Source organism: Psychrobacter proteolyticus (assembly GCF_003350005.1).
GTDB lineage: Bacteria > Pseudomonadota > Gammaproteobacteria > Pseudomonadales > Moraxellaceae > Psychrobacter > Psychrobacter proteolyticus.
Genome location: NZ_QLKS01000001.1, coordinates 274,544 through 299,005, shown reverse-complemented (window position 1 = coordinate 299,005; position 24,462 = coordinate 274,544). Strand labels below are relative to the sequence as shown.

Below are 24,462 nucleotides of genomic sequence, written 5' to 3'. Positions count from 1 at the left end.
ACTGCGTCAACCATTCCCGCTATGCCGTTGCAAGAACAATTGGGTGATACGCCAAGCGTAAACCCAGTGGCTAACAGCGACGTACAGGCAGATACTGCAAAAGAGTCCGCTACAGAGTCACAAGAGACTGAAGAAAATAAGAAGAAAGGCAGCTGGTTCAACCGTATGAAAACGGGCCTCAGTAAGTCACGCAAAAACTTAGCCGAAGGCATGGTCAGTATCTTAATCGGTGGTAAAGAGATTGATGACGAGCTATTAGAAGAAGTTGAAGATCAGCTATTGGTAGCCGATATTGGCGTCAACGCGACGAACCGTATCATCAAGAGCCTTACTGAGCAGACAGATCGTGGTGACTTGATTTATGCACATTCTCTATATAAAGCATTGCAAAGTGAGTTGGTTGATATCCTAACGCCAAAAGTTGAGCCATTGGTGATTGATACTAGCAAAAAGCCATTTGTTATATTGGTAGTAGGTGTTAATGGGGTGGGGAAAACCACAACGATTGGTAAGCTTGCCAAGCGTCTACAGGGTGAAGGTAAATCAGTTATGCTGGCAGCGGGTGATACGTTCCGTGCGGCAGCTACTGAGCAGCTACAGATTTGGGGCGAGCGTAATCATATTCCAGTTGTGGCGCAAGGTCATGGTTCTGACAGCGCTTCTGTCATTTTTGATGCGATGCAGTCAGCCAAAGCAAAAAATATCGATGTGCTCATCGCCGATACTGCTGGACGTCTGCAAAACAAGACACATTTGATGGCAGAGTTAGAGAAAGTCGTACGTGTCATGCGTAAAGCGGATCCAAGTGCTCCGCATGAAGGTATGATTGTACTGGATGCTGGCACGGGTCAAAATGCTATCAACCAAGTCGAACTGTTTAATAAAGTTGTGCCGCTGACAGGCATCACTATTACCAAACTAGATGGTACTGCTAAAGGTGGCGTGGTGTTTAATATTGCCGAAACGACAGATGTACCGATCCGCTATATTGGTGTGGGTGAGTCGATTGATGACTTACGTTCTTTTAGTCCGAAGCAATTTGTCGCTGCCTTATTCGAGACCGACGATAAAGAATAAGAGAGCCAGTTTTAATTGGTAAATCATTTTTAAGATAATAGGGAAGTAGACGCTATGATAGTTACCACCGCAGCCTTTGGGTCATATCGATTAACGCTAATTGCTCGTGTCAATGAGCATGGTCAGTCTATGCTTGTTGAAGCCAACTGGCTGCTGGCAGGTAACTCATGGCATAGCTCAAAATCTGTACCCAAACTTAAAAAGTACTATGGCCTGACAGATGAAGACTTTACTTTTATAGATAGAAATAGCCTAAGCATGAATGAACCTGTTCAAGCGTTATTAATTGAAACGATATTCCAACTCAAAGACTATGCTGATGGTAAACGTAAGACGTTGGACTTACCTCTAGACTTCTCTATGGGTACTGAGTTTCAGCAAAGAGTGTGGCAGGCACTACAAGGTATTGAGTATGGAGAAACCATCAGCTATGCCACACTTGCGCAGCGTGTCAACAGTCCAAAGGGATTCCGTGCGGTTGCGCAGGCTAATGGTAAAAATCCTTTTAGTATCATCGTTCCTTGTCATCGAGTCATTGCTAGTAATGGTAAGCTCGGTGGCTATACAGGCGGGCTAGATAAAAAAGAGTATTTACTAGCATTAGAAGGAAGTTGGACGTAAAACTAAATCTATCTTAATAAAAAAGGGCCAAATACTTTTAGTATCTGGCCCTTTTTACTGAACAATTAATACGCTTATGCTTCAAGCTGAGCCATGACGTCAGCAGAGAAGTTCACGTTAGTATAAACCTCTTGCACATCATCAGCATCTTCTAGCATATCAATCATCTTTATGATCTTTTCAGCATCATCGACATTGTCGATCTCAGCCGTGGTAGATGGTGACATAGTGACCTCGGCGTTGTCAGAAATAAGACCAGCCGCATTAAGGGCATCTTGGACTTGACCAAAACTTTCCCATTCAGTGATAACGAGTAAGCTTTCGCCATCATTTTCGATATCAACGGCGCCCGCATCTAGTGCAACGAGCATGACCTCATCTTCTAAGCTGACATCGTTAAAAGCGATTTCGCCACGTTTGGTGAATAGATACGCCACTGAGCCTGATGTGCCAAGATTACCATCATTCTTGGTAAAAGCATGACGTACTTCGCTGACAGTACGGTTAAGGTTATCAGTCATGGTTTCGACCAATACAGCCACACCACCGACACCGTAGCCTTCGTAACTGACTTCTTCCATATTCTCGTTATCGCCGCCGCCTGTACCACGGTCGACAGCACGATTAATCGTGTCGCGCGTCATATTGACGGATAGAGCTTTTTCGATAACGGCACGTAAGCGTGGGTTTTTGTCAGGATCGGGATCGCCTTGTTTGGCAGCTGAAACGATTTCACGAATAATTTTGGTAAATATCTTACCCCTTACTGCATCCTGACGGGCTTTACGGTGTTTAATATTTGCCCATTTTGAATGGCCTGCCATATAACATCCTTAAGTTCTACGTACTATTTTTATGGGTAAAAAGAGTGATCAACAACAACCTTCGGTATCTGATTGCCTGATTTTATACTATCATTACTTTGTCTATTTGAGGTAGTAGCGCTACTGGCACGTTAACGATTTGTATGTTGTTGAGAGTGCTTTTTTGCTACACTGTGGCAACTTATAGATTGTATTCACTGTGATAGGTGAGCGATATTATAAACCAGTTTTAGCTATTTTGACCAACTTGCCCTTATCCATCACATTTTAAGTCATTGCGTGCTATCAAGCCATTGATTTTATAAAGTACTGATTCTATGAAGCAACCAACCGCCGAAGCTCTTACACACTTGCGTAACCGTACGCATATCATTATTGAAGGCACAGATACTCGTCTGGGTAAGCTCTTTGATATTGTATTGCTGATTGCAATTTTAGCCAGTGTGGCCGTCGTCATGCTTGATAGTGTGCTATATATGCGTTTGCAGTATGGCACGTTGTTCTTTTATGCAGAGTGGTTTTTTACCATTTTGTTTACCATTGAGTATGCGTTAAGGCTGTTTTCAGCACCCAACCGCTTACGCTATGCTTTTAGTTTCTTTGGGATAGTAGACTTACTGTCTGTATTGCCAAGTTATTTGAGCCTCATGTTTGTGGGCGTGCAGTATCTACTCGTGATACGGGTATTACGTATTTTACGTGTGTTCCGTGTTCTTAAACTCAAAGCCTATATGCAGCAGGCTGGGTTCTTGGCTTCTGCATTAAAAACCAGTCAGCAGAAAATCACGGTCTTTTTCTTATCGCTTGTATTATTGGTAACCATCTTTGGTTCAATTATTTATGTGGTAGAAGGGCCGGAAAACGGATTTACCAGTATTCCATTGTCTATCTACTGGGCAGTTGTCACAATGACGACAGTAGGCTACGGTGATATGTCACCCAAAACACCGCTCGGCCAAGCAATTGCAACCATGGTCATGATCACCGGTTATTCGATTATTGCTGTACCAACAGGTATTTTTACGTCAGAGTTAGCACGTAATATGCGTCCGCAGCTCAACCCAGTGACTTGTCCAAACTGTGGTAAGTTCGGCCATGCAGTAGGGGCAGACTTTTGCGATCGTTGTGGTCACGCGCTACATATCTAAAGATAGATTTAATCGTGACAGTACATGGATATATTACGCATCTATATATTCATCAACCAGTGGTGACAGGTCGATCTCGACGCCTAGATTGACCAGATTCCAGTATTGTCCTGATACAGTACGGTCTAGCATCATAGTGGTAGCTGAGGGTTGAAACTGACCGAAGTACTTTAAAGATGTACGCATCTGTGCAATGGCCTCGTGATGTACTTGGCTACTCCCAAAATCAAATGCGCCTTCTTGATACGGGCTAATGGATAAAGGTTTGAGTCCGATAAATAGCCACTTTTCATAAAATTCACCAGGGATGTTCTTATCATCTTCGCGGCGAATATCTAGTGCGATTAAATCTTGTTCAAGTGCAGTGACGTCACCTCTTAGTGCATGTTTGACAAAGCGTTTGAATAGCTGCACTTCGCTATCGCTATAGCTGCGAATACCGCCAAAGTCATAAGCCACGACACTGCCATCATGACGGAACGCAAAGTTACCTGGATGAGGGTCGCAGTGCATACGGTACAACCCAAACAGCTGGCCTGCGGTAAAATGAAATAAACGCTCTGCTATTTTTTGTTTGACGTCATTATCCCACGTCGCGGCGACAGTTAATGTCTCTCCCATCTCTTCGGTCAACGTTAAAATCCGTCTAGAAGAGTGGCTACTAATCACTTTGGGAATAATAAGGCCTTCATCTTCTGCATGAAAGGCGCCGAATACTCGTAAGTTATGAGCTTCTTTAGCATAGTCCAATTCATCGTGCAGACTCTGACGAATCTCATTAAAAAGCTGCTCTTGTAGTTGCTTACTCATATTGAGCACGCCAGCGATTTTTAATGCCATACGTACTTGTTTGAGATCGCTATCACAGTTTTCATCGACATCAGGATACTGGACTTTGACCACCACTTTTTGTCCCGATGGCAAAGTCGCTTTATGCACTTGTCCAATGGATGCTGCGGCAAAAGGTGTCTCTTCAAACTCGCTGAATAACTCTAAGATAGGCGCTTTTAGCTCGCGTTCAACTTGGGCTTGTATCTGCGCATACGGCATTGGCGGCGCATCTTTCTGTAGCTTTTCGAGCGCTGACGCTACCTCAGGCGGAAACACATCTTTATATTGTGAAGCAATCTGTCCGACTTTCATCACTGCGCCTTTCATCTCACCCAACGTTTCGGCAATTTGAACGCCCACGTCTTGCATCAGATCTGAGCGAGCTTGCAGACGTTTTTCTTCGTCACTTGAGAGATGCTTAAATGAGTTTTTAGCGGCTTTGCCAGCAATACTTGCTGTCATGCCAGCGAGTTTCATAAAGCGTTTTCCGGACGATTTTGCCATTCATGTCACCGTATAATGGGTTGTTTGCTCAGTCGTAATTCTATTATTTTAATTGCAAGATTACTGTTTGACTAATGTGTGAAGACGCGAGTAATCATTTATAAAAAAGTAAGCGCAGTCACATCATTTGTTTCTGTCAACTGCATACATATTGCTCAACCAGTAATCAAGCGCCATTTGATAGCCCAATTGTCCCAAGCCGCAAATGACACCGACCGCAACATCACTTAAATATGAATGATGACGGAAAGGCTCACGGGCATGAACATTGGATAAATGTACTTCTATAAATGGCTTTTGGGTAGCCAATAGCGCGTCGCGTAGAGCCACTGAAGTATGCGTAAATGCAGCCGGGTTGATAATGATAGCATCGACTTGGGCAGATTTGTCCGCCAATAATCCATGATGTTGAATGTCGTCTACTAGCTTACCTTCATGGTTGGACTGTATGCATATTAACTCTATACCGTGGCGTGCCGCGCGCTCAACTAGTTGCTTTTCTATATCAGAAAGTGTCGTATGACCATAAATATGCGGTTCCCGCTTGCCTAGTAAATTTAGATTTACGCCGTTTACCAGTAGTAATTTATGAGTCAGTATTTGGTTTGAATTTTCGTTAGTCGATTGTTCGGCTGTTTTTGACGGAGTAGAGGAGGTCATAATGGTCTCGGTAACTATTGAGCGATGTTAATAATTTATTATAATATAAGAATAATCTAAGGTGCGAGTCACCGGACTAAACCAGCTTCAACGCATTTTGCTCTTTATCATAACAGCTTGCCAGCTAGGTTATAAAAATTTGTTTAAAAAATTATTTAGATGTCAAAAAGCATATTAAAAGTCTTTATGTTGCTAAAAACCCGTGCTATGATATTTTTTATGCAATAAATATTGCAAGTTTGTTGCTATCATCAAATTTCATGACGATAAGTGCGTTTGGCGAATTCGTTATGGAAGCACTATGTAGGTAATTAAAGCACTATATATGATGGTAAGTAGAGTAGTAATACTCTTAATTTTCGATTTCATAATCTTAGACCCTGTTTATATGCAATGTCGCAAAGGAAGCTAGGGCTAAGCGGACTTTTTTAGGAAGTAATATTATGTCAGCTCGTGAGCAAGGTATCGTTAAGTGGTTTAATGACTCAAAAGGCTTTGGTTTCATTCAACGTGACAGCGGAGAAGATATTTTTGTCCATTTCCGCGCGATTCAGGGTGATGGCTATCGTTCTCTAAAGGATGGCGAAAAAGTTGAGTTCAGCGTAGTAGAAGGTGACAAAGGTCTGCAAGCTGAAGAAGTCAGAAAGATAGAAGAGTAATTTACTCAGACATTAAAGCGGTTTAGTTATAATGTCTGTACAAACTACTGATATACTACTGAGTCAAGCCCATCTTATCTTACCTATGTTGAGTGAACTGCAGCATATTTGGTAGGATTGGATTTGGGCTTGGCTTTTTTTATGCCTGTATGTCTGATGGTTTTCCACAGACTTAATAAAGCTACTCTTACTGATTACGGTTTAAACGCTACATTTGACACTATAAAGGTTGATTTTGAACCTATTTATAATTAATAAAATACAAGCAATTCATTTAAAAGGATATTTTTTTGAGCAATTTTACAACGTTTACTGATTTGCCACTTTCAACAGCGACCCTGCGTGCAGTAAGTGATCTAGGCTTTACTGAATTGACGCCCATTCAAGCAAAGATACTACCGCATACATTGGCACATCAAGATGCTATTGGACAAGCGCAAACGGGCACAGGGAAAACAGCGACTTTTCTACTGACTATTATGGAAGCCTTGCTTAAGCGTCCATTTACCAATGACGAAGAGCGCTATCTTGGTGAGCCGCGCGCTGTGGTCATGGCGCCAACTCGCGAACTGGCGCAGCAAATATTTGACGACTGTATTGCATTAACCAAATATACTTCGCTACATAGTGTTTGTATTATGGGCGGTACTAACTATGAAACTCAGCAGCACGAGCTTGAACGTCAATACGTTGATATCTTGGTAGCGACGCCTGGTCGTCTAATTGACCTTGCTAATAAAGGTATGGTGTATCTAGATAGAGTAGAGGTACTGGTACTTGATGAAGCCGATCGTATGCTAGATATGGGATTCATTCCTGATATCAAGCGCCTAGTTGGTCGAATGCCTGCCAATACTGATCGTCAAAGCTTGCTGTTTTCTGCTACCTTTAACCAAGATGTGATGAATTTAGCTTACCGCTGGTTACATGAGCCTCAGTTTGTTGAAATTGAGCCTGAACATAAGACCAGCGAGTTAGTAGATCAGCATTTTTATTTGCTGACAGAAGATCAAAAACTAGACGCCCTACAGCGTATTATCAGTGATGAAGCAGTAGAGAAGGTCATCGTCTTTGCTAATCGTAAAGACCAAGTAAAGCGTCTATATCACAAACTGCGTCAAGCGCATAATATCGTGATGCTCTCAGGTGATGTCATTCAGCAAAAACGCGAGAAATACTTACAGCGCTTTAAAGATGGTCACGCGTCTATCTTGGTGGCGACAGATGTAGCAGGGCGCGGTATCCATGTCGATGATATCAGTCATGTGGTCAACTTCACTTTGCCTGATCAACCAGATGATTATGTACATCGCATTGGTCGTACGGGCCGTGCAGGCCAGACAGGTATTAGTATCAGCTTTGTAAGTGAGGATGATGCCTTTAATATACCAGCATTAGAAAAGCATTTAGAGACCAAGTTTACGCTTGAGCAGTGGCAGGAATAATTGCTATAAACTGAGTTTTATTTAGTAAATAAAAGCCCTCAATATCAAAAATGGTATTGAGGGCTTTTTTATATGCTAAGCGTTAATAATATCTGTTACCGATAACTTTATTGAGCGTGTTCCATCATCTCAGTATGCTCATGGTGATTCATGTCCATTGATTCATCACTCATGTCACGCATACTATGATCTTGGTTGTCCATATCCTGCATGTTATGATCCATGTCTTCTGCCATATCCATATCATGATTCATTTGGCTCATGTCGTGAGAGTCCATATCAGACATCATAGCAGCTTGGCTACCATGGTTCATCTCACCATGGCCACCATGCATATTTGCCATGACCATCGGCACGACCGCTACCGCCAAACCTGATATGACCATAACCGCACCATTTAACTGCCTTAGGCGAAAACGTCCAATCTTATCACGTAGCCAACCGACCGTTTCATGCGTTGCAACCAACATCGGTATGGTTCCTAGACCAAAGACAAACATCAACGCAGCACCGCTTAATGGATTATGAGCAACGACCGCAATTAGTAGAGCGCCATATACCAAACCACAAGGCAAAAAGCCCCAAAGCAAACCTGCTGTTAGTGCGCGCGGAAAAGTATTGAGTGGAAATACCTTTTGACGCAATGGGCTAAGATATTGCCAAAAGCGCATACCAAAACGTTCGAGCTTAGTCAAAAACGGTGCACCAAGCATCGTCACACCGACGAATACCAGTACCAATCCTAATAAAATACGCGGTGTACTATTACCCATCATCAATGGCTTTAATACGGTAATACCGATAAGCCCTGCGATTAAACCCAATAATGCGTAACTCGTTAAACGCCCAAGATGGTAAGTAGCCACCAAAGAACGACGTTTGGCGGGGCTGACATCTTTCATAGACAGACCAAACGCGGTCACAAGACCGCCACACATGCCTAAACAATGCGGTGAACCAAAGAATCCCATTAGTAATGCCGCCACAAGTAAAGCGATGGTCATGAATGCGTCTCCTAAGAGTAGTAAAGGGCGAACTTGCTAATGCTGAATTATTTAATAAAACGGCACCAATAAATTACACATTTATAAGGTAGATAAGATTAGATTTCTGAGTTTTTATTTATCTCAGAATTATCGTTATTTCCATCAGTTGCCACTGTCTTATCTTGCTGCTGGGCAGGCGCTGCGCGTTCATGAGCTTGCATGGTTTGGCGGCGTTCTTGACGGTCATCCAATATAATACGCTGTGATGCATTGTCCAGATCTTCGAATTGATTTGACTTGACCGCATAACGCACTGCCCAAATAGCAACCACAAACAGCATGAGACTTAATGGTATTAATAAAAATATACTGAGCATGGCAAATCTCTTAAATAGCAGTGTCTCTTATTATTATACACCCATCACAAATGTAGTGGATGATCGGTAGCATTTAGAATGCGTCTCTCAATAGTATCGTATATATCTTTAACGTTTATTCGTCAGAGTTTTTTGCGGCATTGCCTCTTGGAGTCAATAGCTGCTGTGAAGTCACATCATTGGCATGGCGGCAGTCCATCTGGGGGCGTATCACATCGCGCAGGTAGGCAGCGACCTCATAGACAGCGCGCCGTGAGTGACTTAAGTTGTGGGCAGGCTTCATCCAGTCGCGCCTCACTGGTAATGGCGCAGGAAGTGGTGTGCTATTGATACCATTTAAGGCAAACTGTCTGCGTGCACGCGCCATATGATAGCTATCAGTAATCAGATATACATGGCGTAGCGGAATGCGTTTGGCCGTAAAACGGGCGTTTTCACATGTATTCATGCTGGCATTTTCACTGATCAGTCCGTCGATACCGTGTTCCATCAACCATTGACCGAGCCATGGAGCTTCAGCACCACTCAGTACGATCGGTAGAGGTAAGTCATGGTAAGCGCCTGCAGCGGTACGGGCGCGATTGAGGCTATAGCGATTGAGGATAATCTGGTTGTTATGGTCATTGGTCAGACCGCCGCCTAAGACTACATAAGCGGTAGGCGGGGAGCTCATGGCAGCAGAAGGCATATCAGGTAGCGGCAGTAGAGAAAAGATATAAACGATTGCTTGCGAAAACAGCGGGGTAAATAGGCTAATAATCACTAAAATGACAGCCGTTGAGCCTAGTATGAAAGTAATATTGATAATGCGAAATAGTGTCACCATGCGTTCAGAAAACCGCAAGTAATATCGCCATAATCGTTTAGATAATAGCCGCTTAGACCATGATTTTTTAGGCCACATGCTCAGCATATCCAATTGAGCCATCAGCATTTACCCAGACTGGCTCACGTGACAATTGAATGGCAAATTTTTCATAGACAGTAGCAGCGATATATTTCTGCGCGATGGCTACATCCTCTTGCTTAGCTTGCTGAGGCGTATGGTTGGTCAGTACTAGTGCTTGCTGCTTATGCGTAAAAATAGGTGCAATGCCGCCCCCTTTTAACCCTGCTTGCTCAATGAGCCAGCCTGCAGCCACCTTTACCATTGCATCAGGCATCGCGTAACCAACGATAGCTGGATAAGTTGCTTGCAGCGCCGTGAACTGTTCCTGAGCGATAATAGGGTTTTGAAAGAAACTGCCACAGTTAGGTAGCTGCTTTGGGTCTGGTAGTTTTTGTTGTCTAATATCTATAATGGCTTGCATAACGTCAGCAGGCATTGCTTTCTCGCGCCCTTGTTGCTCCGCATAGCGCTGCGCCACAGTCTGTACATCGCCATAACTGGCTAAAATATTGGCAGAATCAGTATGTAATCTGAAACCCACACGGCTAATAAGCCATGTGTTTGGTGTACGTTTAAAGATACTGTCACGATAGCCAAATTGGCAATCAGCAGCTGACAAATGGTGCCAAGTTTGTGTCGGCAAATGATAGGCGCGTACATACTGTAAGCGGTCTTCTAATTGTACGCCGTATGCACCGATATTTTGTATGGGTGCTGCACCCGTCAGACCCGGTATTAGGGCAAGATTTTCTAACCCATACCAACCTTGATTGACCGTATGTACGACCAAATCATGCCAGTTCTCGCCAGCCATTACTTCGATATCAACATAATCGTCGGTTTGATTGGTTAGATGAATACCACGCATCTTTGGCTGCAATACTATGGCTTTTAACGCGGCAGGTAATAAAACATTGCTACCGCCAGACAGTACAAACAATGGCAATTTGTCTGCTGTATCTTCTATATAAGCTGCCATACAATCATCAAGCTGCGCCTCATTCTCTAATGTCACGACAGAGTCAGCAACACAGGCCAATGCCATAGTATTGTCGTGTGACAAGTCAAATGTTTCATTGACTACGGCAGTCGATGAAACATTCGAAACATCAGAACTGATGGTAGACGGAGTACTGTGGTCAAGGCGTGAAGCTTGGGTCATAACATAGCCTATGTGGCAAAAGGATAATAAATGATAAGGTAGCTGTAGTTGATTCAATTTAAAAGAGATACAAGGCAACTGAGTGCAGACGTAACTGTGATACTTCAAGCGAGGTTAACGCTGTAGCTCTTTTATAGAAGATTAACTATATTATAGAGGATACCGGATGCAAGAGTAGCAGAAATATAGACAGTATGGCTAGCAGGCTTTCCAGCTTTCTATCCAAGCTTGGGCGCTTGATTCGATACGCTCGATCACTTCTTCGAAATCATCGTTATCGCCTTTATATGGATCTGGCACATCACTGCCGCAATAGGTAGGGTCTTCTTCACTGAACAGCGCTAGTGTTGCCAAATTATCTTCTGACTCTGTAATGCTGTCTTTGATAGCTTGCAGATCAGCTAAATTCTGTGAATCCATAGCTAAGATTAAATCAAAATCACGAAAGTCATTGGCACTGACTTGACGAGCGACCAGCTTATTGATTTTGTAGCCGTGTGACTTAGCATGACGTTGTGAGCGAGCATCAGGCGCACTGCCAACGTGCCAATCACTGGTGCCTGCTGAGTCTACTTTTATGGATAGTCCAGCAATCGCTGCTTGCTGACGGAAAACTTCTTCAGCAGTAGGGGAGCGGCAGATATTTCCTAAACATACCAATAATACAGACGAGGGAGTACAGGCTTTCATCAGCATAATATGACCTTCTATAACAAAAAAAACATGCTATAAGAGATCAGCATTGTTAATGCGGCTTTTATTAGCATGCAATCGATTGAATCAGCTGCTAGCGTAACGCTTAATGCTTGGAATGGCAAGGATAGAGACTAAACAATAGCGTCATTTAACAATGAAAATTTGGCCATATGATGCATGGCCAAAACGTGAGATAGTGAAACGGTTTTAATCTTGATTACTTTTAAAACGTTGTAGATCGCGGCGTTCTTTTTTGTTGGGTTTGTTGTCAGGGCGAGCAAGGTTGGCCAGTTTGCGCTGTTCGGCATAGTAAGCACGGCGGGTTTCGCTCTCTTTTGTCTCTGAATATAGTACCTCAGCGGCAGTCGCATTGCCACGCTGTGCAGATAGCGCCTCAACAACGACAGTCTTTTCGGTCATCGCGGTCGCTGAGCCTTGACGAATGGTTAGCTCATCTCCGACTGAAATCTCTTTACTGGTTTTTACCCGGCTACCGGCATAGTGTACGCGTCCACTTTCAATCGCTTGTTTGGCTAGGGTGCGTGTACGATAAAACCTAGCTGCCCATAGCCATTTATCGAGACGGATTTTCACCAAACCTTGGTTGTTGTTATCAGTATTTTTTTTCATAAGAGTCACTCTGCATTCGTTTTTATATTAAATCTAGTTTTATATAAACAATATTAGGGCAACTTTAATATTTGCAAATAGATTTGATGACTGTGAGTTAGCTTTGGGTTATATTATATTAAAAGCGACTAATCACATGAGAAGTCGCTTTTGATAGTAGATTCTATAGATGTAATATTAACGTGCTATCTCAAAAATAACTGATAGCCAATGTTGTCATTGACCGTGGCACAGTCATAACCAATATCTAAAAGCGCGTCTTGTAGCTGACGAGAATTGCCTTCAGAGGCTTGCAGGCCAACCAGTACACGACCTTCAGCAGCCCCATGGTTGCGGTAATGGAATAAGGTAATATTGAAGTCATCACCCAATTTCTCTAAGAAAGATAGTAGTGCGCCTGGACGCTCTGGGAATACCACTTGTAGCAATTGCTCGTTTTCGACATGAGCATGACCACCAATCAAATGACGGATATGCGATTTGGCGATATCATCATCAGTCAGGTCGTGGGCAGTATAGCCATCGTCTGACAATTGGTTACTGATGGTTTGACGCTCTTTTTCGCCCTCTTTTAGAGCGATGCCGACGAAGATTGAGGCAGGCTCCATTGAGTCTGGTGACTTTTTGCTGTCAGCACGGTAGTTAAACTCTGTGATATTACGGCCATGTAGACTACGGCAGAAATTTAAGAAAGCCCCTGTTTGTTCAGGAATAGTAACCCCAAAGATGGCTTCTTTTTTCTCACCAATTTCAGTACGCTCAGCGATATAACGTAGGCGGTCAAAATTCATATTGGCACCGCAAATGATGCCGACGCAGTTTTTATCTTGGATATTATTGGCTTCGATATATTTTTTCATACCAGCAACTGACAACGCACCAGCAGGCTCAACGATGCTGCGGTTTTCTTCAAAGATATCTTTAACAGCGGCACACACTTCATCATTGGTACAAGTGATCACTTCAGGCTCAACGATAGGACCTGAGTTATCGCTTTTTTGCGTACGGACGACGTCAAAAGGCAATTCGCCAATCTGCGCGACTGCCACCCCATCGACGAACAATCCTACTTGCTCGAGCTTGACACGCTCACCTGTTTCAAGCGCTGCTTTTAGGCAGGCTGACTGCTCGGCTTCTACCGCAATCACTTTGACATGCGGTGCAACTTCTCCTAAAAATGCGGCAACGCCTGAAATCAGGCCACCACCACCAACGGCAACAAATACATAGTCCATATTGCGCCACTGCTGGGTCAGCTCAAGACCGATAGTACCTTGTCCTGCGATGACCAGTTCATCGTCATAAGGCGGAATAAAGGTCAGTCCTTCGCGTTCAGCACGATCGATCGCATAGCGGTTTGCTTGATCAAAACTATCACCATGCAGATCTACATTGCCACCAAGTGCTCTTACCGCATCCACTTTGATATCAGGAGTCGTGGTTGGCATGACGATGATGTTATTTAATGATAATTTGCGTGCAGAGTAAGCCACGCCTTGGGCATGGTTCCCTGCTGAAGCACAAATCACACCGCGCGCTTTTTGCTCTTCGCTCAACTGACTGATACGGTTATAGGCACCGCGCAATTTAAATGATTTGACCGGTTGTAAGTCTTCACGCTTAAATCGAATGTCATTGGCAAAACGTTGGGTCAGCTTGGGTGCCGTTTCAAGTGGTGTTTGAATAGCAACGTCATAGACGGTGGCTTGTAAGATGGCTCGTACCCAGTGTGACAGCATAGTAATCCCTAAACAGAATGAATATAAAAAGTGTAGATGAATATAAAAAAGAAATAGATTAGCCTATGCCGATTTTTAGTATCTTGCAAGACTCAATTGCAGTTTTCTTAGGATTTCGTGCTTGAATTTACATGAAGTGCAGGTATTTGCCGAAGTTGAGTCTTAGGTAGGCACGATAGGACTCACAAATTAGCGTCATGATGCGCTAACATCCGTTAATATCATCGGTTATAATAGCCGCGCATTTTATCTGTTTTAGCCTTTTACTTTTTTTAAGACCATACGTTTATTTTCCAAGGATTTATGATGAGTGATCAGCAAGCACAAAAGCAAGCCGCGGCCAAAGCTGCTCTAAGCTATATCGAAGACGATATGATACTTGGGGTAGGGACAGGTAGTACGGTCAACTGTTTGATTGAGTTGTTGCCACAATTGAAGCTTGCTGGCGCTGTCGCTAGCTCACAGGTGACAGAAGACAAACTTCGTGCGCTTGGTATCGAAATAGTCGATTTGAACTTTGCTGGCACATTGGATGTTTATATCGATGGCGCTGATGAAGTCAATGAGCACCTGCAACTTATCAAAGGCGGCGGCGGTGCATTGACTCGCGAAAAGATTGTGGCTGCAGCTTCAAATAAGTTCGTCTGTATGGTCGATGATAGTAAAAGAGTTGATATCTTAGGTCGCGCGTTTCCAGTACCGATTGAAGTATTACCACAAGCACGCTCGTATGTGGCTCGCCAATTGGCCAAACTAGGCGGTGAGCCAGTATATCGTGAAGACTTTGTCACTGATTATGGCAATGTCATTCTAGACACCTATGACTTGGATGTGAGTAATCCAATCGCGCTCGAAAAAGAGCTAAATAATATCGTAGGTGTGGTCTGTAATGGTATCTTTGCGGCAAACCAAGCAGACGTTCTGCTAAAAGCAGGTGCTAATGGCGTGACAACGCTCACGCGTTAATCTATTTCTAAATTATTTGTACAACCAAAAAAGCCGTCCAGATCTGGACGGCTTTTTTATTTAGAAACTTATTTAGGAGTGTACTAGCAAGTTATCTTACTATTGATCTCACTGTCTTTTGATAGAATAGCCTAAGTTATGCAGGCAACTTGATTTTGTCTTTAAGTAAAAACTCCATCAATGCTTTTTGTGCATGTAAGCGGTTTTCCGCTTCATCCCAAACGACAGAGCGTGGGTCATTAAGCATGTCATGAGAGATTTCCTCGCCGCGATGGGCTGGCAAGCAATGCATAAACACCACTTCAGGGTCAGCTTTGTCTAATAGAGACGGCGTCACTTGATAAGGGGCAAAACGACGTGCACGCGTATTTTGCTCTGATTCTTGACCCATACTTGCCCACACATCGGTGACAATTAAGTTAGAATCTTTTGCCGCATCTTGTACGTTTTCTACCAAACTGACGCAATGTGAGAAACGTTCCATAAGTTTCGGATCAGGCTCAAAGCCATAAGGCGCTGCCACGCGTAGTTCAAAACCAAACTGATTAGCAGCTTGCATAAATGATGAACACATATTGTTGCCATCACCAACCCACGTGACGATCTTATTTTCGATACTACCGCGATGCTCGTAATAGGTTTGCATATCAGCAAGCAATTGGCAAGGATGATAGTCATCGGTCAACGCATTGATAATCGGTACACTGGAATATTCAGCAAAGGTTTCAACTTTTTCGTGCCCGAAGGTACGAATCATAATGATATCAACCATGCTAGAAATCACGCGTGCTGAATCTTCTAATGGCTCACCGCGACCGAGCTGCGTATCGTTTGGTGATAAAAATATGGCGTTACCACCAAATTGACCCATACCCGTCTCAAATGAGATACGGGTACGCGTTGAAGATTTTTCAAATATCATGCCAAGCGTACGACCAACAAAAGGCTGGTAGATCTCGCCTGCGTGCTGCATCTTACGCAATTCGCTTGCGCGTTTGATTAAGTTTTCTAGTTCTTGTTTGGTTAAATCAGATAAGGTTAAAAAATGGCGCAAACTCATAGTAATCCTAGCAGTCGATCGCAGTCAGTGAAACGTCATCAGTCTTCAATAGCATCGCGTCAGTGCGTATACTGGGTTGACAACAAACTTTTAGTATAGCGTATTTACTTTCAATGTAAACGTTCATTTTTATCAAGATCAAATGGCTTGCCAAATAGACCGAAATCACATTAGCAAGCCACCATAACTTGTACGCTAATGACTGTGCCGCTAATGATTATGCCTGTGTACGGTTTGGACGTATGCTAAGGCGACATAACAGCTCATAGCTAATCGTCCCAGCATGACCTGCAACTTCATCAACACGGGGCGCATCGCCCCAGAGCATGACCTTGCTATCTATAGCAAGACCCTCAGGTGCGCTACTGATATCAATGACAATCATATCCATTGCCACGCGTCCAATCACTGGGCAGCAGTAGTTTTGGCTGTCGTTAGCATCCATGACAGTGACATATGCATCATCCGTGACCACACGTGGATAGCCATCGCCATATCCAACGCTGACCAAAGCGGTTCTGGTGTCTTGCTGCGCACGCCAGCGGCTACCATAGCCGATCGCATCATTGGCGCTAACGGTTTGTAGAGCAATGATTTGAGCAGTAAACTCCATTACGGGCTGCAAGTCTAATTCTTGTGCGCTTTTATCGACGACAGGCGAGCTACCGTATAAGATAATACCTGGACGTACCCAGTCATAATGGTACTCTGGGAAGTTGACGATACCAGCAGAGTTGCATAATGAGCCTTGGATATCTGGGCTAATGGTGTCTTTCAAAGTCGCTAGCACGCTTGAGAAACGCTCAATCTGCATCGCATTTAATGGGTGGTCGTGGTCATCAGCATTGGCAAAATGCGTGGCTAGGATCAGCTGATAACCTGCTTCATTTAGGCGTTTTGCTGCTGATAGCACACCCTCAGCGTTAAAACCCAAACGGTTCATACCTGTATTGTATTTGAGCCAAGCCACTCTAGTTGCACTGCCAGCTGGCGGGATGTTTTGCAGGGCCCATTCTAGCTGTGGTCTGTGGTGAATCACGCAGCTAATCTCATGATCAATCGCTTGCTGCCACTCATCAGCGGTAAATGCACCTTCTACTAGACCGATGGTTTTCTCCCAACCTAACTGTCTAGCTTCTAGCGCTTCAGTCAACGTAGCGACACCGATACCATCTGCTTGCTGCAGGGCTGGCAAGACTGCCGCCACGCCGTGTCCATAAGCATTGGATTTGACCATAGCCAATACCTTAGATTGGGGTGCTCGTTGTTTGACTTGATTTAGGTTATGAGTAAGGGCTTTTGGTTTTATAGTGATTGTGCGCATAATCGCCTTCTGTATGAGTAGAATTATGAAGTTATAAAGCCAGTACTGCATCGATTGGGTTGATGCGGTACTGGCTATTGTATTAAAAACTGATTATATAAAATTATTCATTAACCTATAATTGAAACTGAGTCTATATAAGGCTTAGTCTTTGTTAGGGTTAAATTTTATAAGGTTAGTTACTCATCATTCTCAAAACTCACGCTTTGGTAGTACTCTGGCGTTAGATTGATAAAGCGGGTAAATTGACCTTCAAAGCCTAGACGAATAGTACCGATAGGACCGTTACGCTGTTTACCAATAATGATTTCCGCCACGCCTTTATGGTCCGAGTTTTCATTATAAACCTCATCACGATAGATGAACATAATCAAATCGGCATCCTGCTCAATCGCACCAGATTCACGTAGATCTGACATAATAGGGCGTTTATTCGGACGGTTTTCTAGACTACGGTTAAGCTGTGACAATGCAATCACGGGACATTCAAGCTCACGTGCGAGCGCCTTTAGACTACGAGAAATCTCAGAAATCTCGCCAACACGGTTACCATCTAGACTGGGTACTTTCATAAGCTGAAGATAATCGACCACGATTGCACCCAAACGACCATCATGGTTTTTGGCGATACGTCGGCAGCGAGAACGCATCTCAGACGGCGGTAGGGCAGTACTATCATCAATATATAGATGCTTTGATTGCAGATGTTGAATGGCGTTCATCATCTTTGCCCATTCATCTTCATTCATTTGCCCAGAACGCAGGTGCGTCTGGTTAATCGCGCCCCATGAGGATAGCAGACGCATGACGATAGATTCAGCAGGCATCTCCATCGAAAATACGACGACTGGCAAATCTTCATTAAATAAAATCCCTTCTGCCAAGTTCATCGCAAAAGTGGTTTTACCCATCGAAGGACGTGCAGCAACAATAATTAAGTCACCCGCTTGTAAGCCTTGAGTTTTGTTATTCAGCTCGGCAAATGGTGTCTGCAAACCAATCATGCCGTCAGGGTTGGATTTTAACTCTTGAATCTTATCGATAACATTGGTTAAGACCGAAGTAATACCGACAGGGCCACGCTGTTCCGCGCGCTTGTTGTGCTGCTCATTGATACTAAATATCTTGCCCTCGACATTGTCTAGAATGTCACTAACGCTTTGGTCTTTTGGATTATAGGCAAGCGTCAACATATCATTACCAGTGGTAATCAGTTGGCGTAGGGTTGATAGCTCACGCACACGCTGGGCGTAGGCAGTCAGGTTAAATAATGTTGCAGGACTTTGGCTCAAAATATCAGCCAAATAACTGTCACCACCTGCGCCTTTGAGTAACTTTTGCGCTTCTAACCAGTCGTGTACCATGACCGTATCATAAGGCTCATTCACTGCCGCCAAATGGGCAATGGCATCAAAAATATATTGATGTCGCCCAGCATAAAAGTCATCTTTGGTGACAATGTCGGCAATCTTGTCGTACGCCTCTTCGATACTCATCAAAGACGCGAGCAATGCCTTCTCAATATCAATATTGTGTGGCGGTGTCTGATTGAGTAAGTCGTCGGTTTTGTCGTTTTCTGCCATGAGTGCCTAATGAGTTAAAATGGGTATGAAAAAAGATGTCGATGATAGAGCAATACAAACGTAGCGCGCCTCTACGATAGAAGTACCAAAACGCGGTCTCAGGTTTGTCTGTAAATGCTACAATCAGATGCGAAAGTTTAACACATAATGTGGTTTTTTAGACTTGATAAAGAACTAAATCTGAAGTGATTGTTTTTTATGAAGTAAGAGATACCATACAATATCTAAGTATAAAAACTTATAATGTGAATTATAAATACAATAAAATCAATAATTTGAATAATATAAGGCTATTGTTATGACAAAAGAAAAACGACCGCTATTAATCACCACAGGTGAGCCTGCGGGTATTGGTATGGACGTAATACTAGGACTAGCAGCAGAGGGTAAGTTGCAAGATTTTGCTCGGCCAATTTGGGTGACTGCTGACGCTAAAGCCATGCAAACTCGCGCAGAGGAGTTGGTCGCGGCTGGCATGCTCAAAAGCATACCTAGTTGGCATACTATCAATACAGATATAAATGCCGATAACGTCGATGTTAACTTTTTAGAGCAGATATCGCAGCAAGATATAGACGCTGATAGTGCTTTTATTTTGCTTAATATCCCTTGTGCCGCACCAGTTGTCTGCGGGCAAATCAATATCGCTAACTCAGCTATGGTGGCTCAGCAGTTAGATATTGCTCATAAACTGGCAATAAATAATACAGTCGCTGCCATCGTCACTGGGCCATTGCAAAAATCAGCGTTGATAGATGCTGGTATCAAGCTGTTAGACGGGACGATGTTTAGTGGTCATACTGAATTTTTTATGCAGAAAAGTGGCTGTGAAAAAGTCGTCATGATGCTTGCTAATCAAGCGATGAAAGTAGCGCTTGTCACTACGCATTTGCCATTGAAAGACATCCCTGCTGCGATTACTGCGGATAACGTGCGTCAAACCGTACAAATTGTCATCGATGACATGCGAGAGAAGTTTGGTCTCACGCAGCCTCGTATTTTGGTCTGTGGTCTTAATCCACATGCAGGCGAGGGTGGGCACTTGGGGAGCGAGGAGATTGATATTATCAATCCAGTTCTGAGAGAGTTTATCGATGCAGGTGTCAATATATCAGAGGCGATGCCAGCCGATACGCTATTTACTACCAGACATTTGGCTAATTGCGATGCCGTCATTGCCATGTATCATGACCAAGGATTGCCTGTACTCAAATCACATGGTTTTGGCGATACGGTCAATCTAACTTTGGGCCTGCCTTATATTCGTACTTCTGTCGATCATGGTACGGCGTTAGACTTGGCAGGAAGCGGCGGTGCGAGTGCGACCAGCCTATATCAAGCACTAAATATGGCTAATGAGATGGCGGATAAATCCCTGAGCCATTAGTCACTGCCGATGAATCGCTATACTATTTTTAAAAACACAGTGGCTGAAAACACAGCCTAATTATGAGCTGTGGTATAATTTGCCATTATAAAGTCAGCATATCGCTGCCATTACATTATTATCGCCCATTTATCTTTTATACATTAAGACTCTTTTATGTCCAAAACTTCATTTGATGCTCAAACTATTTCTAACAGCTTACGTGCTGCCAAGCACCAGCCGCGTAAGCGCTTTGGCCAAAACTTCTTGCATGATACCAGCGTTATTCGCGAAATCGTCGAAAGTATTCGTCTAGAGCGCGATGACAATTTGATCGAGATTGGGCCTGGTATGGGCGCATTGACCGAGCCGTTATTGGCAGAAGTGGATGCGATGACCGTGGTGGAGCTGGATCGCGATTTGGCAGATAGCTTGCGTATTCGTATCGGTGCCAATAGCCATCCAAACTTTGAGATTATCAAAGACAACGCGATGCATGTGGACTACCGTGAGCTATATAGTGAAGAGCGCGGTAAGCTGCGCGTTGTGGGTAACCTGCCGTATAACATCTCAACGCCTATCTTATTTCATCTGCTTAGCTATGCCGATGTGATTCAAGATATGCATTTTATGTTGCAAAAAGAAGTGGTCGAGCGTATCACAGCTGATGTGGGTAGCAAGACTTATGGCCGCTTATCGGTCATCATGCAGTACCACTGTGATACAGATTATTTGCTGACCGTTCCTCGCGGTGCGTTTAATCCACCACCAAAGGTGACTAGTGCCGTCTTCCGTCTGACGCCGCATATTAACAAACCAGTAGTCGCAAATGACGAAGAGCATTTTGCCATTGTCGTACGTGAGACTTTTAACCATCGTCGCAAGACGCTACGTGCTATCTTTAAAAAATCAACGTTGCTGCCGACATTGAGCGAAGACGATTTTGCGGCTTGTGGTATCGATCCGCAGGCACGACCTGAGACATTAAGCGTCACAGACTTTGTAAACCTAAGCAATCATTCACAACAGCTAGACGTATAATGTATTTTTGATAAATAAAAGCATGCTACTAACCGTCAATTATAATGGCGGTTTTTTATGCTTTATTTTTGTGATTAGCGCTTAGGTATTTATTTCTTATCGAGCTGTCTTTAACTATCGTGTTTAAATCGTTGAGGTGTTATGAGTTTTCGCCATCAGTATGTTATCGGTGACTTGCAGGGTTGCTATGCTGCGTATCTACAATTGCTAAAAACACTGGATTTCGATCCTGCCCAAGACAAATTATGGTTTGCTGGTGATCTTGTAGCACGCGGCGAGGACTCATTGAACACGCTGCGCCATGTCAAAGCGTTGTGTGAGCAGGGCGCTGCGGCAACGGTATTGGGCAATCATGATCTTAATTTGATAGCAGTCTGGCGCGGGGCCGTCAAGCTTAAAAGTAAAGACAAAACCGCATCTATCTTTGCTGCGGATGACTGTGATGAGTTGCTCGAATGGTTACGCAGGCAGCCGATATTAGCCTATCCTGATGAGCATACTGTATTGGTACATGCGGGTATCCCACCGCATTGGAGTATTGAAACTGCCGCAGGATATGCGCAGCAATTGGAAGCTCAGCTGCAAAGTAATTTGGCGCAGCTCGACCAATTGCTGCCGAATCTATATAGCAAAGAAGCGGATGAATGGCATGCAGGTATCGAAGGATTTACTAAGATGCGGGCGATTGCTAATTACTTTACGCGTATGCGCTTGTGTAGGCAGGATGGATCGCTCGAGTTTAGCTTTTCAGCAGGTTTAGATGAGGCTATGCCAACCGATTTTTTACCTTGGTTTGAGTGGCAAGTACCGCGCACTCGTAAGATACTATTTGGTCATTGGGCTGCGCTAAAAGGCGAGATTGATTTGCCACATGCGCGCGCACTCGACGGTGGCTGCGTGTGGGGTAATTATCTATTGGCTTATAGATTGGGTGATGGCAAGGTAATAACCTCAAGCGCACAGTGCCCGAGCCCATAAAGAGGGTTATAAGCGTCTCAATATACAAGGCTAAATAAACAGTCTGTTATAAGTAGTTCCATTATAGCAGTCTGTTTTAGATGATCTGTTAATGGGTTTGTTGAGTGAAATAACTGGTTCTCTTGGGGTATACCTTAATAAAAATAAACCTAGGTTTTTCTGAAATGATAATCTCTCAAGTTAATATTTACGAATTTGACGGCAGGGGTCACGGTGAATTCTACTATGCTTCATAGAAGGTAACGATAGGTTCGAAAGAATCTCCTATAATTTCAACTATAAATCGTCTATCAGGATATTGCTTTATTAAGTAATACTCCCAATTATGTTTTATTAGCATAGAAATGTTCATTAATGTCTCATCAGTAGAGTTATCTAGATTGTTAAAAAAAATATTTCCAACATTAATACAGTTCCAATCTTTTTGTCTTTCACATTCCGATCGCTTTATAGGATCCTTTTTTTGATAAGCCTCTCTGACGAGAGGCTCACCATCACCGTCAATATCAAAAAATACTTTACCATCAATTTCAAATATCTTTGGCATTAATACTGTCATGAATATTTCTATGTCTTCTGGGTATATTTCCAAACTTCGGTAAATTCTCAAATTATATTCTGTGTCGTAAGGCGATTTTTTCATTTCGCCTTCCCATTTTATGTACTTCCAATTATCAGCATACTGCATCTTTTGGTCCTTTTTAACATATTGAAGTTCTTCAGGGCCTGCTGGACGAGGTTTTACTTTTCCACTAGGGCTATGTACTCTAATAGTGACCCCTGTTATCAAATACATATAACTAAACTTGCGAGATTTTACATAAGATAGCTTAATTACTCATACTATCAATTTTATGGTATGTAAATTTATACCTAATGTTAGTATTTCGATGCCTGTATAGCGCATCGATCAAGAGTACAATACATATGATAAGTACACTATGCAGTACACTGCTGTTAATTCAACAACTCGAACCATTGCTACCACTAGCCTACAGCCGTAGATTCAAGTCCTCACTAGGGAACCGTATCCTTAGGTTGAGCTAAACATATATTTTTGGGCGTACCGGATTTTTTGCCTTACCACCTCACTCTATAAAAAATTCAAATTTCATACTGCATGTCGATCGAATATTAGTTCGATTAGATTAAAAACTTCCTTCTCGTCTAAAATTAATCCATTGTAGAGCATAGGTTTTAATGGTTGTCTTATAGAGCTACCTGCTTTTAGATAGATAGTCAATATCCAGTGATTAGTATGACCGCGAGTTAAAGGGTGTAAATCTAACCTTTCGATATCCCGCCATAATATTAAGTGTTGCTGATTTGACTTAAACACATGAAAAAAAGAGACCCCAGCTTGTTCAATCGTTACTATTGGCTTTTTACCTAACCAAATATAAGATAAAAGTAAAAGACCAAAGCTACCACCTCCTATGAGCAACCATCCAATACTAACTATAATCCAATCTCCTTCTTGCTTAGCGATCGGAGCAACAAAGCAACCTAGCATAAATATAAATATCGAGCCAATTATATTCATGAAATGCTGTTTGACGGTATAAGTCAGTTTGATTGGATAAGGAACCAAGTTGTTACTAATTTTTATCCCCTTTTTGAAATGATTCATAATCTGTTTTAGTATCAACTCTACCTTCAAGTCCTTTTACTAAGTCTATCATCAAATCCTTATCCCCCTGCTAGTCAAAAAATCCAACAAATTGTCAGCTGTATATTCCTTTAAACCACCTACTGAGTCATTCTCTAAAGCATCCACAAGAGAAGCACCCAATAGTATTTTTTGCCGGGTCAGTTTCTTATCTAACTTCTGTTCCTCTTTTAAATCATTACTATCAAGTAAGCTCATATTTTTTCCTTGAATTAGCAAATCTATTT

At 43.0% G+C, this 24,462-nt stretch carries 25 protein-coding genes; 9 read left to right on the top strand and 16 right to left on the bottom strand.

What is annotated here, in order from left to right; all coding sequences use genetic code 11:
* Nucleotides 1-165: 165 nt before the first annotated feature.
* Entirely contained in the window at nt 166-1,077 is a 912-nt protein-coding gene (gene ftsY, locus DXK30_RS01165; protein WP_227526712.1) for a signal recognition particle-docking protein FtsY, read from the top strand.
* A gap of 54 nt (nt 1,078-1,131) precedes the next feature.
* The gene (locus tag DXK30_RS01160) at nt 1,132-1,698 is read left to right on the top strand and encodes a methylated-DNA--[protein]-cysteine S-methyltransferase (RefSeq protein WP_114700097.1); all 567 of its coding nucleotides are present in this window, start codon (nt 1,132-1,134) and stop codon (nt 1,696-1,698) included.
* Between the two features lie 74 nt (nt 1,699-1,772).
* Here the strand turns inward: DXK30_RS01160 and DXK30_RS01155 are convergent, their stop codons facing one another.
* Nucleotides 1,773-2,522, bottom strand: a complete 750-nt coding sequence (locus tag DXK30_RS01155; protein ID WP_114700096.1) for a YebC/PmpR family DNA-binding transcriptional regulator — start codon at nt 2,520-2,522, stop codon at nt 1,773-1,775.
* Nucleotides 2,523-2,839: 317 nt separating this feature from the next.
* Here DXK30_RS01155 and DXK30_RS01150 point away from each other — a divergent pair, with 317 nt between their 5' ends.
* Entirely contained in the window at nt 2,840-3,670 is an 831-nt protein-coding gene (locus DXK30_RS01150) for an ion transporter (RefSeq protein WP_057760421.1), read from the top strand.
* Between the two features lie 33 nt (nt 3,671-3,703).
* Here DXK30_RS01150 and DXK30_RS01145 read toward each other — a convergent pair whose 3' ends face one another.
* Both DXK30_RS01145 and aroQ read right to left on the bottom strand, forming a co-directional pair.
* Nucleotides 3,704-5,005 (bottom strand): ABC1 kinase family protein, encoded by a 1,302-nt coding sequence (locus DXK30_RS01145; protein ID WP_114700095.1) that lies wholly within the window; start codon nt 5,003-5,005, stop codon nt 3,704-3,706.
* Between the two features lie 123 nt (nt 5,006-5,128).
* Nucleotides 5,129-5,665, bottom strand: coding sequence for a type II 3-dehydroquinate dehydratase (gene aroQ, locus DXK30_RS01140; protein WP_114700094.1), 537 nt, complete (start codon nt 5,663-5,665; stop codon nt 5,129-5,131).
* Nucleotides 5,666-6,108: 443 nt separating this feature from the next.
* Here aroQ and DXK30_RS01135 point away from each other — a divergent pair, with 443 nt between their 5' ends.
* Together DXK30_RS01135 and DXK30_RS01130 are read left to right on the top strand one after the other, a co-directional pair.
* Nucleotides 6,109-6,324 carry a cold-shock protein gene (locus DXK30_RS01135; RefSeq protein WP_057760416.1) on the top strand — a complete coding sequence of 72 codons (216 nt, stop codon included), beginning with the start codon at nt 6,109-6,111 and terminating at the stop codon, nt 6,322-6,324.
* A gap of 290 nt (nt 6,325-6,614) precedes the next feature.
* Nucleotides 6,615-7,769, top strand: coding sequence for a DEAD/DEAH box helicase (locus DXK30_RS01130; RefSeq protein ID WP_102091784.1), 1,155 nt, complete (start codon nt 6,615-6,617; stop codon nt 7,767-7,769).
* A gap of 107 nt (nt 7,770-7,876) precedes the next feature.
* Here the strand turns inward: DXK30_RS01130 and DXK30_RS01125 are convergent, their stop codons facing one another.
* The 7 genes from DXK30_RS01125 to ilvA all read right to left on the bottom strand — a co-directional run bounded on the left by DXK30_RS01125 (nt 7,877) and on the right by ilvA (nt 14,248).
* Nucleotides 7,877-8,773, bottom strand: coding sequence for a sulfite exporter TauE/SafE family protein (locus tag DXK30_RS01125; protein ID WP_114700093.1), 897 nt, complete (start codon nt 8,771-8,773; stop codon nt 7,877-7,879).
* Nucleotides 8,774-8,871: 98 nt separating this feature from the next.
* Nucleotides 8,872-9,132: a cbb3-type cytochrome oxidase assembly protein CcoS gene (ccoS, locus tag DXK30_RS01120; RefSeq protein WP_227670731.1), complete on the bottom strand. Its 261-nt coding sequence runs from the start codon at nt 9,130-9,132 to the stop codon at nt 8,872-8,874.
* Nucleotides 9,133-9,247: 115 nt separating this feature from the next.
* Complete coding sequence (locus DXK30_RS01115) at nt 9,248-9,976, bottom strand: YdcF family protein (RefSeq protein ID WP_227670730.1); 729 nt, start codon at nt 9,974-9,976, stop codon at nt 9,248-9,250.
* A gap of 49 nt (nt 9,977-10,025) precedes the next feature.
* Complete coding sequence (gene murB / locus DXK30_RS01110) at nt 10,026-11,183, bottom strand: UDP-N-acetylmuramate dehydrogenase (protein WP_114700091.1); 1,158 nt, start codon at nt 11,181-11,183, stop codon at nt 10,026-10,028.
* Between the two features lie 198 nt (nt 11,184-11,381).
* A complete protein-coding gene (locus DXK30_RS01105) occupies nt 11,382-11,879 on the bottom strand; it encodes a low molecular weight protein-tyrosine-phosphatase (protein ID WP_114700090.1) in 498 nt (165 codons plus the stop codon).
* A gap of 207 nt (nt 11,880-12,086) precedes the next feature.
* Nucleotides 12,087-12,509: an RNA-binding S4 domain-containing protein gene (locus DXK30_RS01100; protein ID WP_114700089.1), complete on the bottom strand. Its 423-nt coding sequence runs from the start codon at nt 12,507-12,509 to the stop codon at nt 12,087-12,089.
* A gap of 185 nt (nt 12,510-12,694) precedes the next feature.
* Nucleotides 12,695-14,248, bottom strand: a complete 1,554-nt coding sequence (ilvA, locus tag DXK30_RS01095) for a threonine ammonia-lyase, biosynthetic (RefSeq protein ID WP_114700088.1) — start codon at nt 14,246-14,248, stop codon at nt 12,695-12,697.
* Nucleotides 14,249-14,554: 306 nt separating this feature from the next.
* Here ilvA and rpiA point away from each other — a divergent pair, with 306 nt between their 5' ends.
* Entirely contained in the window at nt 14,555-15,214 is a 660-nt protein-coding gene (gene rpiA / locus DXK30_RS01090) for a ribose-5-phosphate isomerase RpiA (RefSeq protein WP_114700087.1), read from the top strand.
* A 136-nt stretch (nt 15,215-15,350) separates the two neighbouring features.
* On the opposite strand, the gene argF is transcribed toward rpiA, so the two are convergent.
* From argF to dnaB, 3 genes are all read right to left on the bottom strand, one after another.
* Nucleotides 15,351-16,274, bottom strand: a complete 924-nt coding sequence (gene argF / locus DXK30_RS01085) for an ornithine carbamoyltransferase (protein ID WP_057760398.1) — start codon at nt 16,272-16,274, stop codon at nt 15,351-15,353.
* 217 nt (nt 16,275-16,491) lie between these two features.
* Nucleotides 16,492-17,598 carry an alanine racemase gene (alr, locus tag DXK30_RS01080; RefSeq protein ID WP_114700086.1) on the bottom strand — a complete coding sequence of 369 codons (1,107 nt, stop codon included), beginning with the start codon at nt 17,596-17,598 and terminating at the stop codon, nt 16,492-16,494.
* 179 nt (nt 17,599-17,777) lie between these two features.
* Nucleotides 17,778-19,181 (bottom strand): replicative DNA helicase, encoded by a 1,404-nt coding sequence (gene dnaB / locus DXK30_RS01075; protein WP_114700085.1) that lies wholly within the window; start codon nt 19,179-19,181, stop codon nt 17,778-17,780.
* A 298-nt stretch (nt 19,182-19,479) separates the two neighbouring features.
* Here dnaB and pdxA point away from each other — a divergent pair, with 298 nt between their 5' ends.
* The 3 genes from pdxA (at nt 19,480) to DXK30_RS01060 (ending at nt 22,566) form a co-directional block, all read left to right on the top strand.
* The gene (gene pdxA / locus DXK30_RS01070; protein ID WP_114700084.1) at nt 19,480-20,568 is read left to right on the top strand and encodes a 4-hydroxythreonine-4-phosphate dehydrogenase PdxA; all 1,089 of its coding nucleotides are present in this window, start codon (nt 19,480-19,482) and stop codon (nt 20,566-20,568) included.
* Between the two features lie 156 nt (nt 20,569-20,724).
* Nucleotides 20,725-21,588, top strand: coding sequence for a 16S rRNA (adenine(1518)-N(6)/adenine(1519)-N(6))-dimethyltransferase RsmA (gene rsmA / locus DXK30_RS01065; protein ID WP_057760387.1), 864 nt, complete (start codon nt 20,725-20,727; stop codon nt 21,586-21,588).
* 141 nt (nt 21,589-21,729) lie between these two features.
* Nucleotides 21,730-22,566: a symmetrical bis(5'-nucleosyl)-tetraphosphatase gene (locus tag DXK30_RS01060; RefSeq protein WP_114700083.1), complete on the top strand. Its 837-nt coding sequence runs from the start codon at nt 21,730-21,732 to the stop codon at nt 22,564-22,566.
* 223 nt (nt 22,567-22,789) lie between these two features.
* Here the strand turns inward: DXK30_RS01060 and DXK30_RS01055 are convergent, their stop codons facing one another.
* The 3 genes from DXK30_RS01055 to DXK30_RS01045 all read right to left on the bottom strand — a co-directional run bounded on the left by DXK30_RS01055 (nt 22,790) and on the right by DXK30_RS01045 (nt 24,433).
* Complete coding sequence (locus DXK30_RS01055; RefSeq protein WP_114700082.1) at nt 22,790-23,254, bottom strand: hypothetical protein; 465 nt, start codon at nt 23,252-23,254, stop codon at nt 22,790-22,792.
* Between the two features lie 423 nt (nt 23,255-23,677).
* The gene (locus DXK30_RS01050; RefSeq protein ID WP_114700081.1) at nt 23,678-24,196 is read right to left on the bottom strand and encodes a hypothetical protein; all 519 of its coding nucleotides are present in this window, start codon (nt 24,194-24,196) and stop codon (nt 23,678-23,680) included.
* Nucleotides 24,197-24,247: 51 nt separating this feature from the next.
* Entirely contained in the window at nt 24,248-24,433 is a 186-nt protein-coding gene (locus DXK30_RS01045) for a hypothetical protein (protein ID WP_114700080.1), read from the bottom strand.
* Nucleotides 24,434-24,462 lie beyond the last annotated feature (29 nt).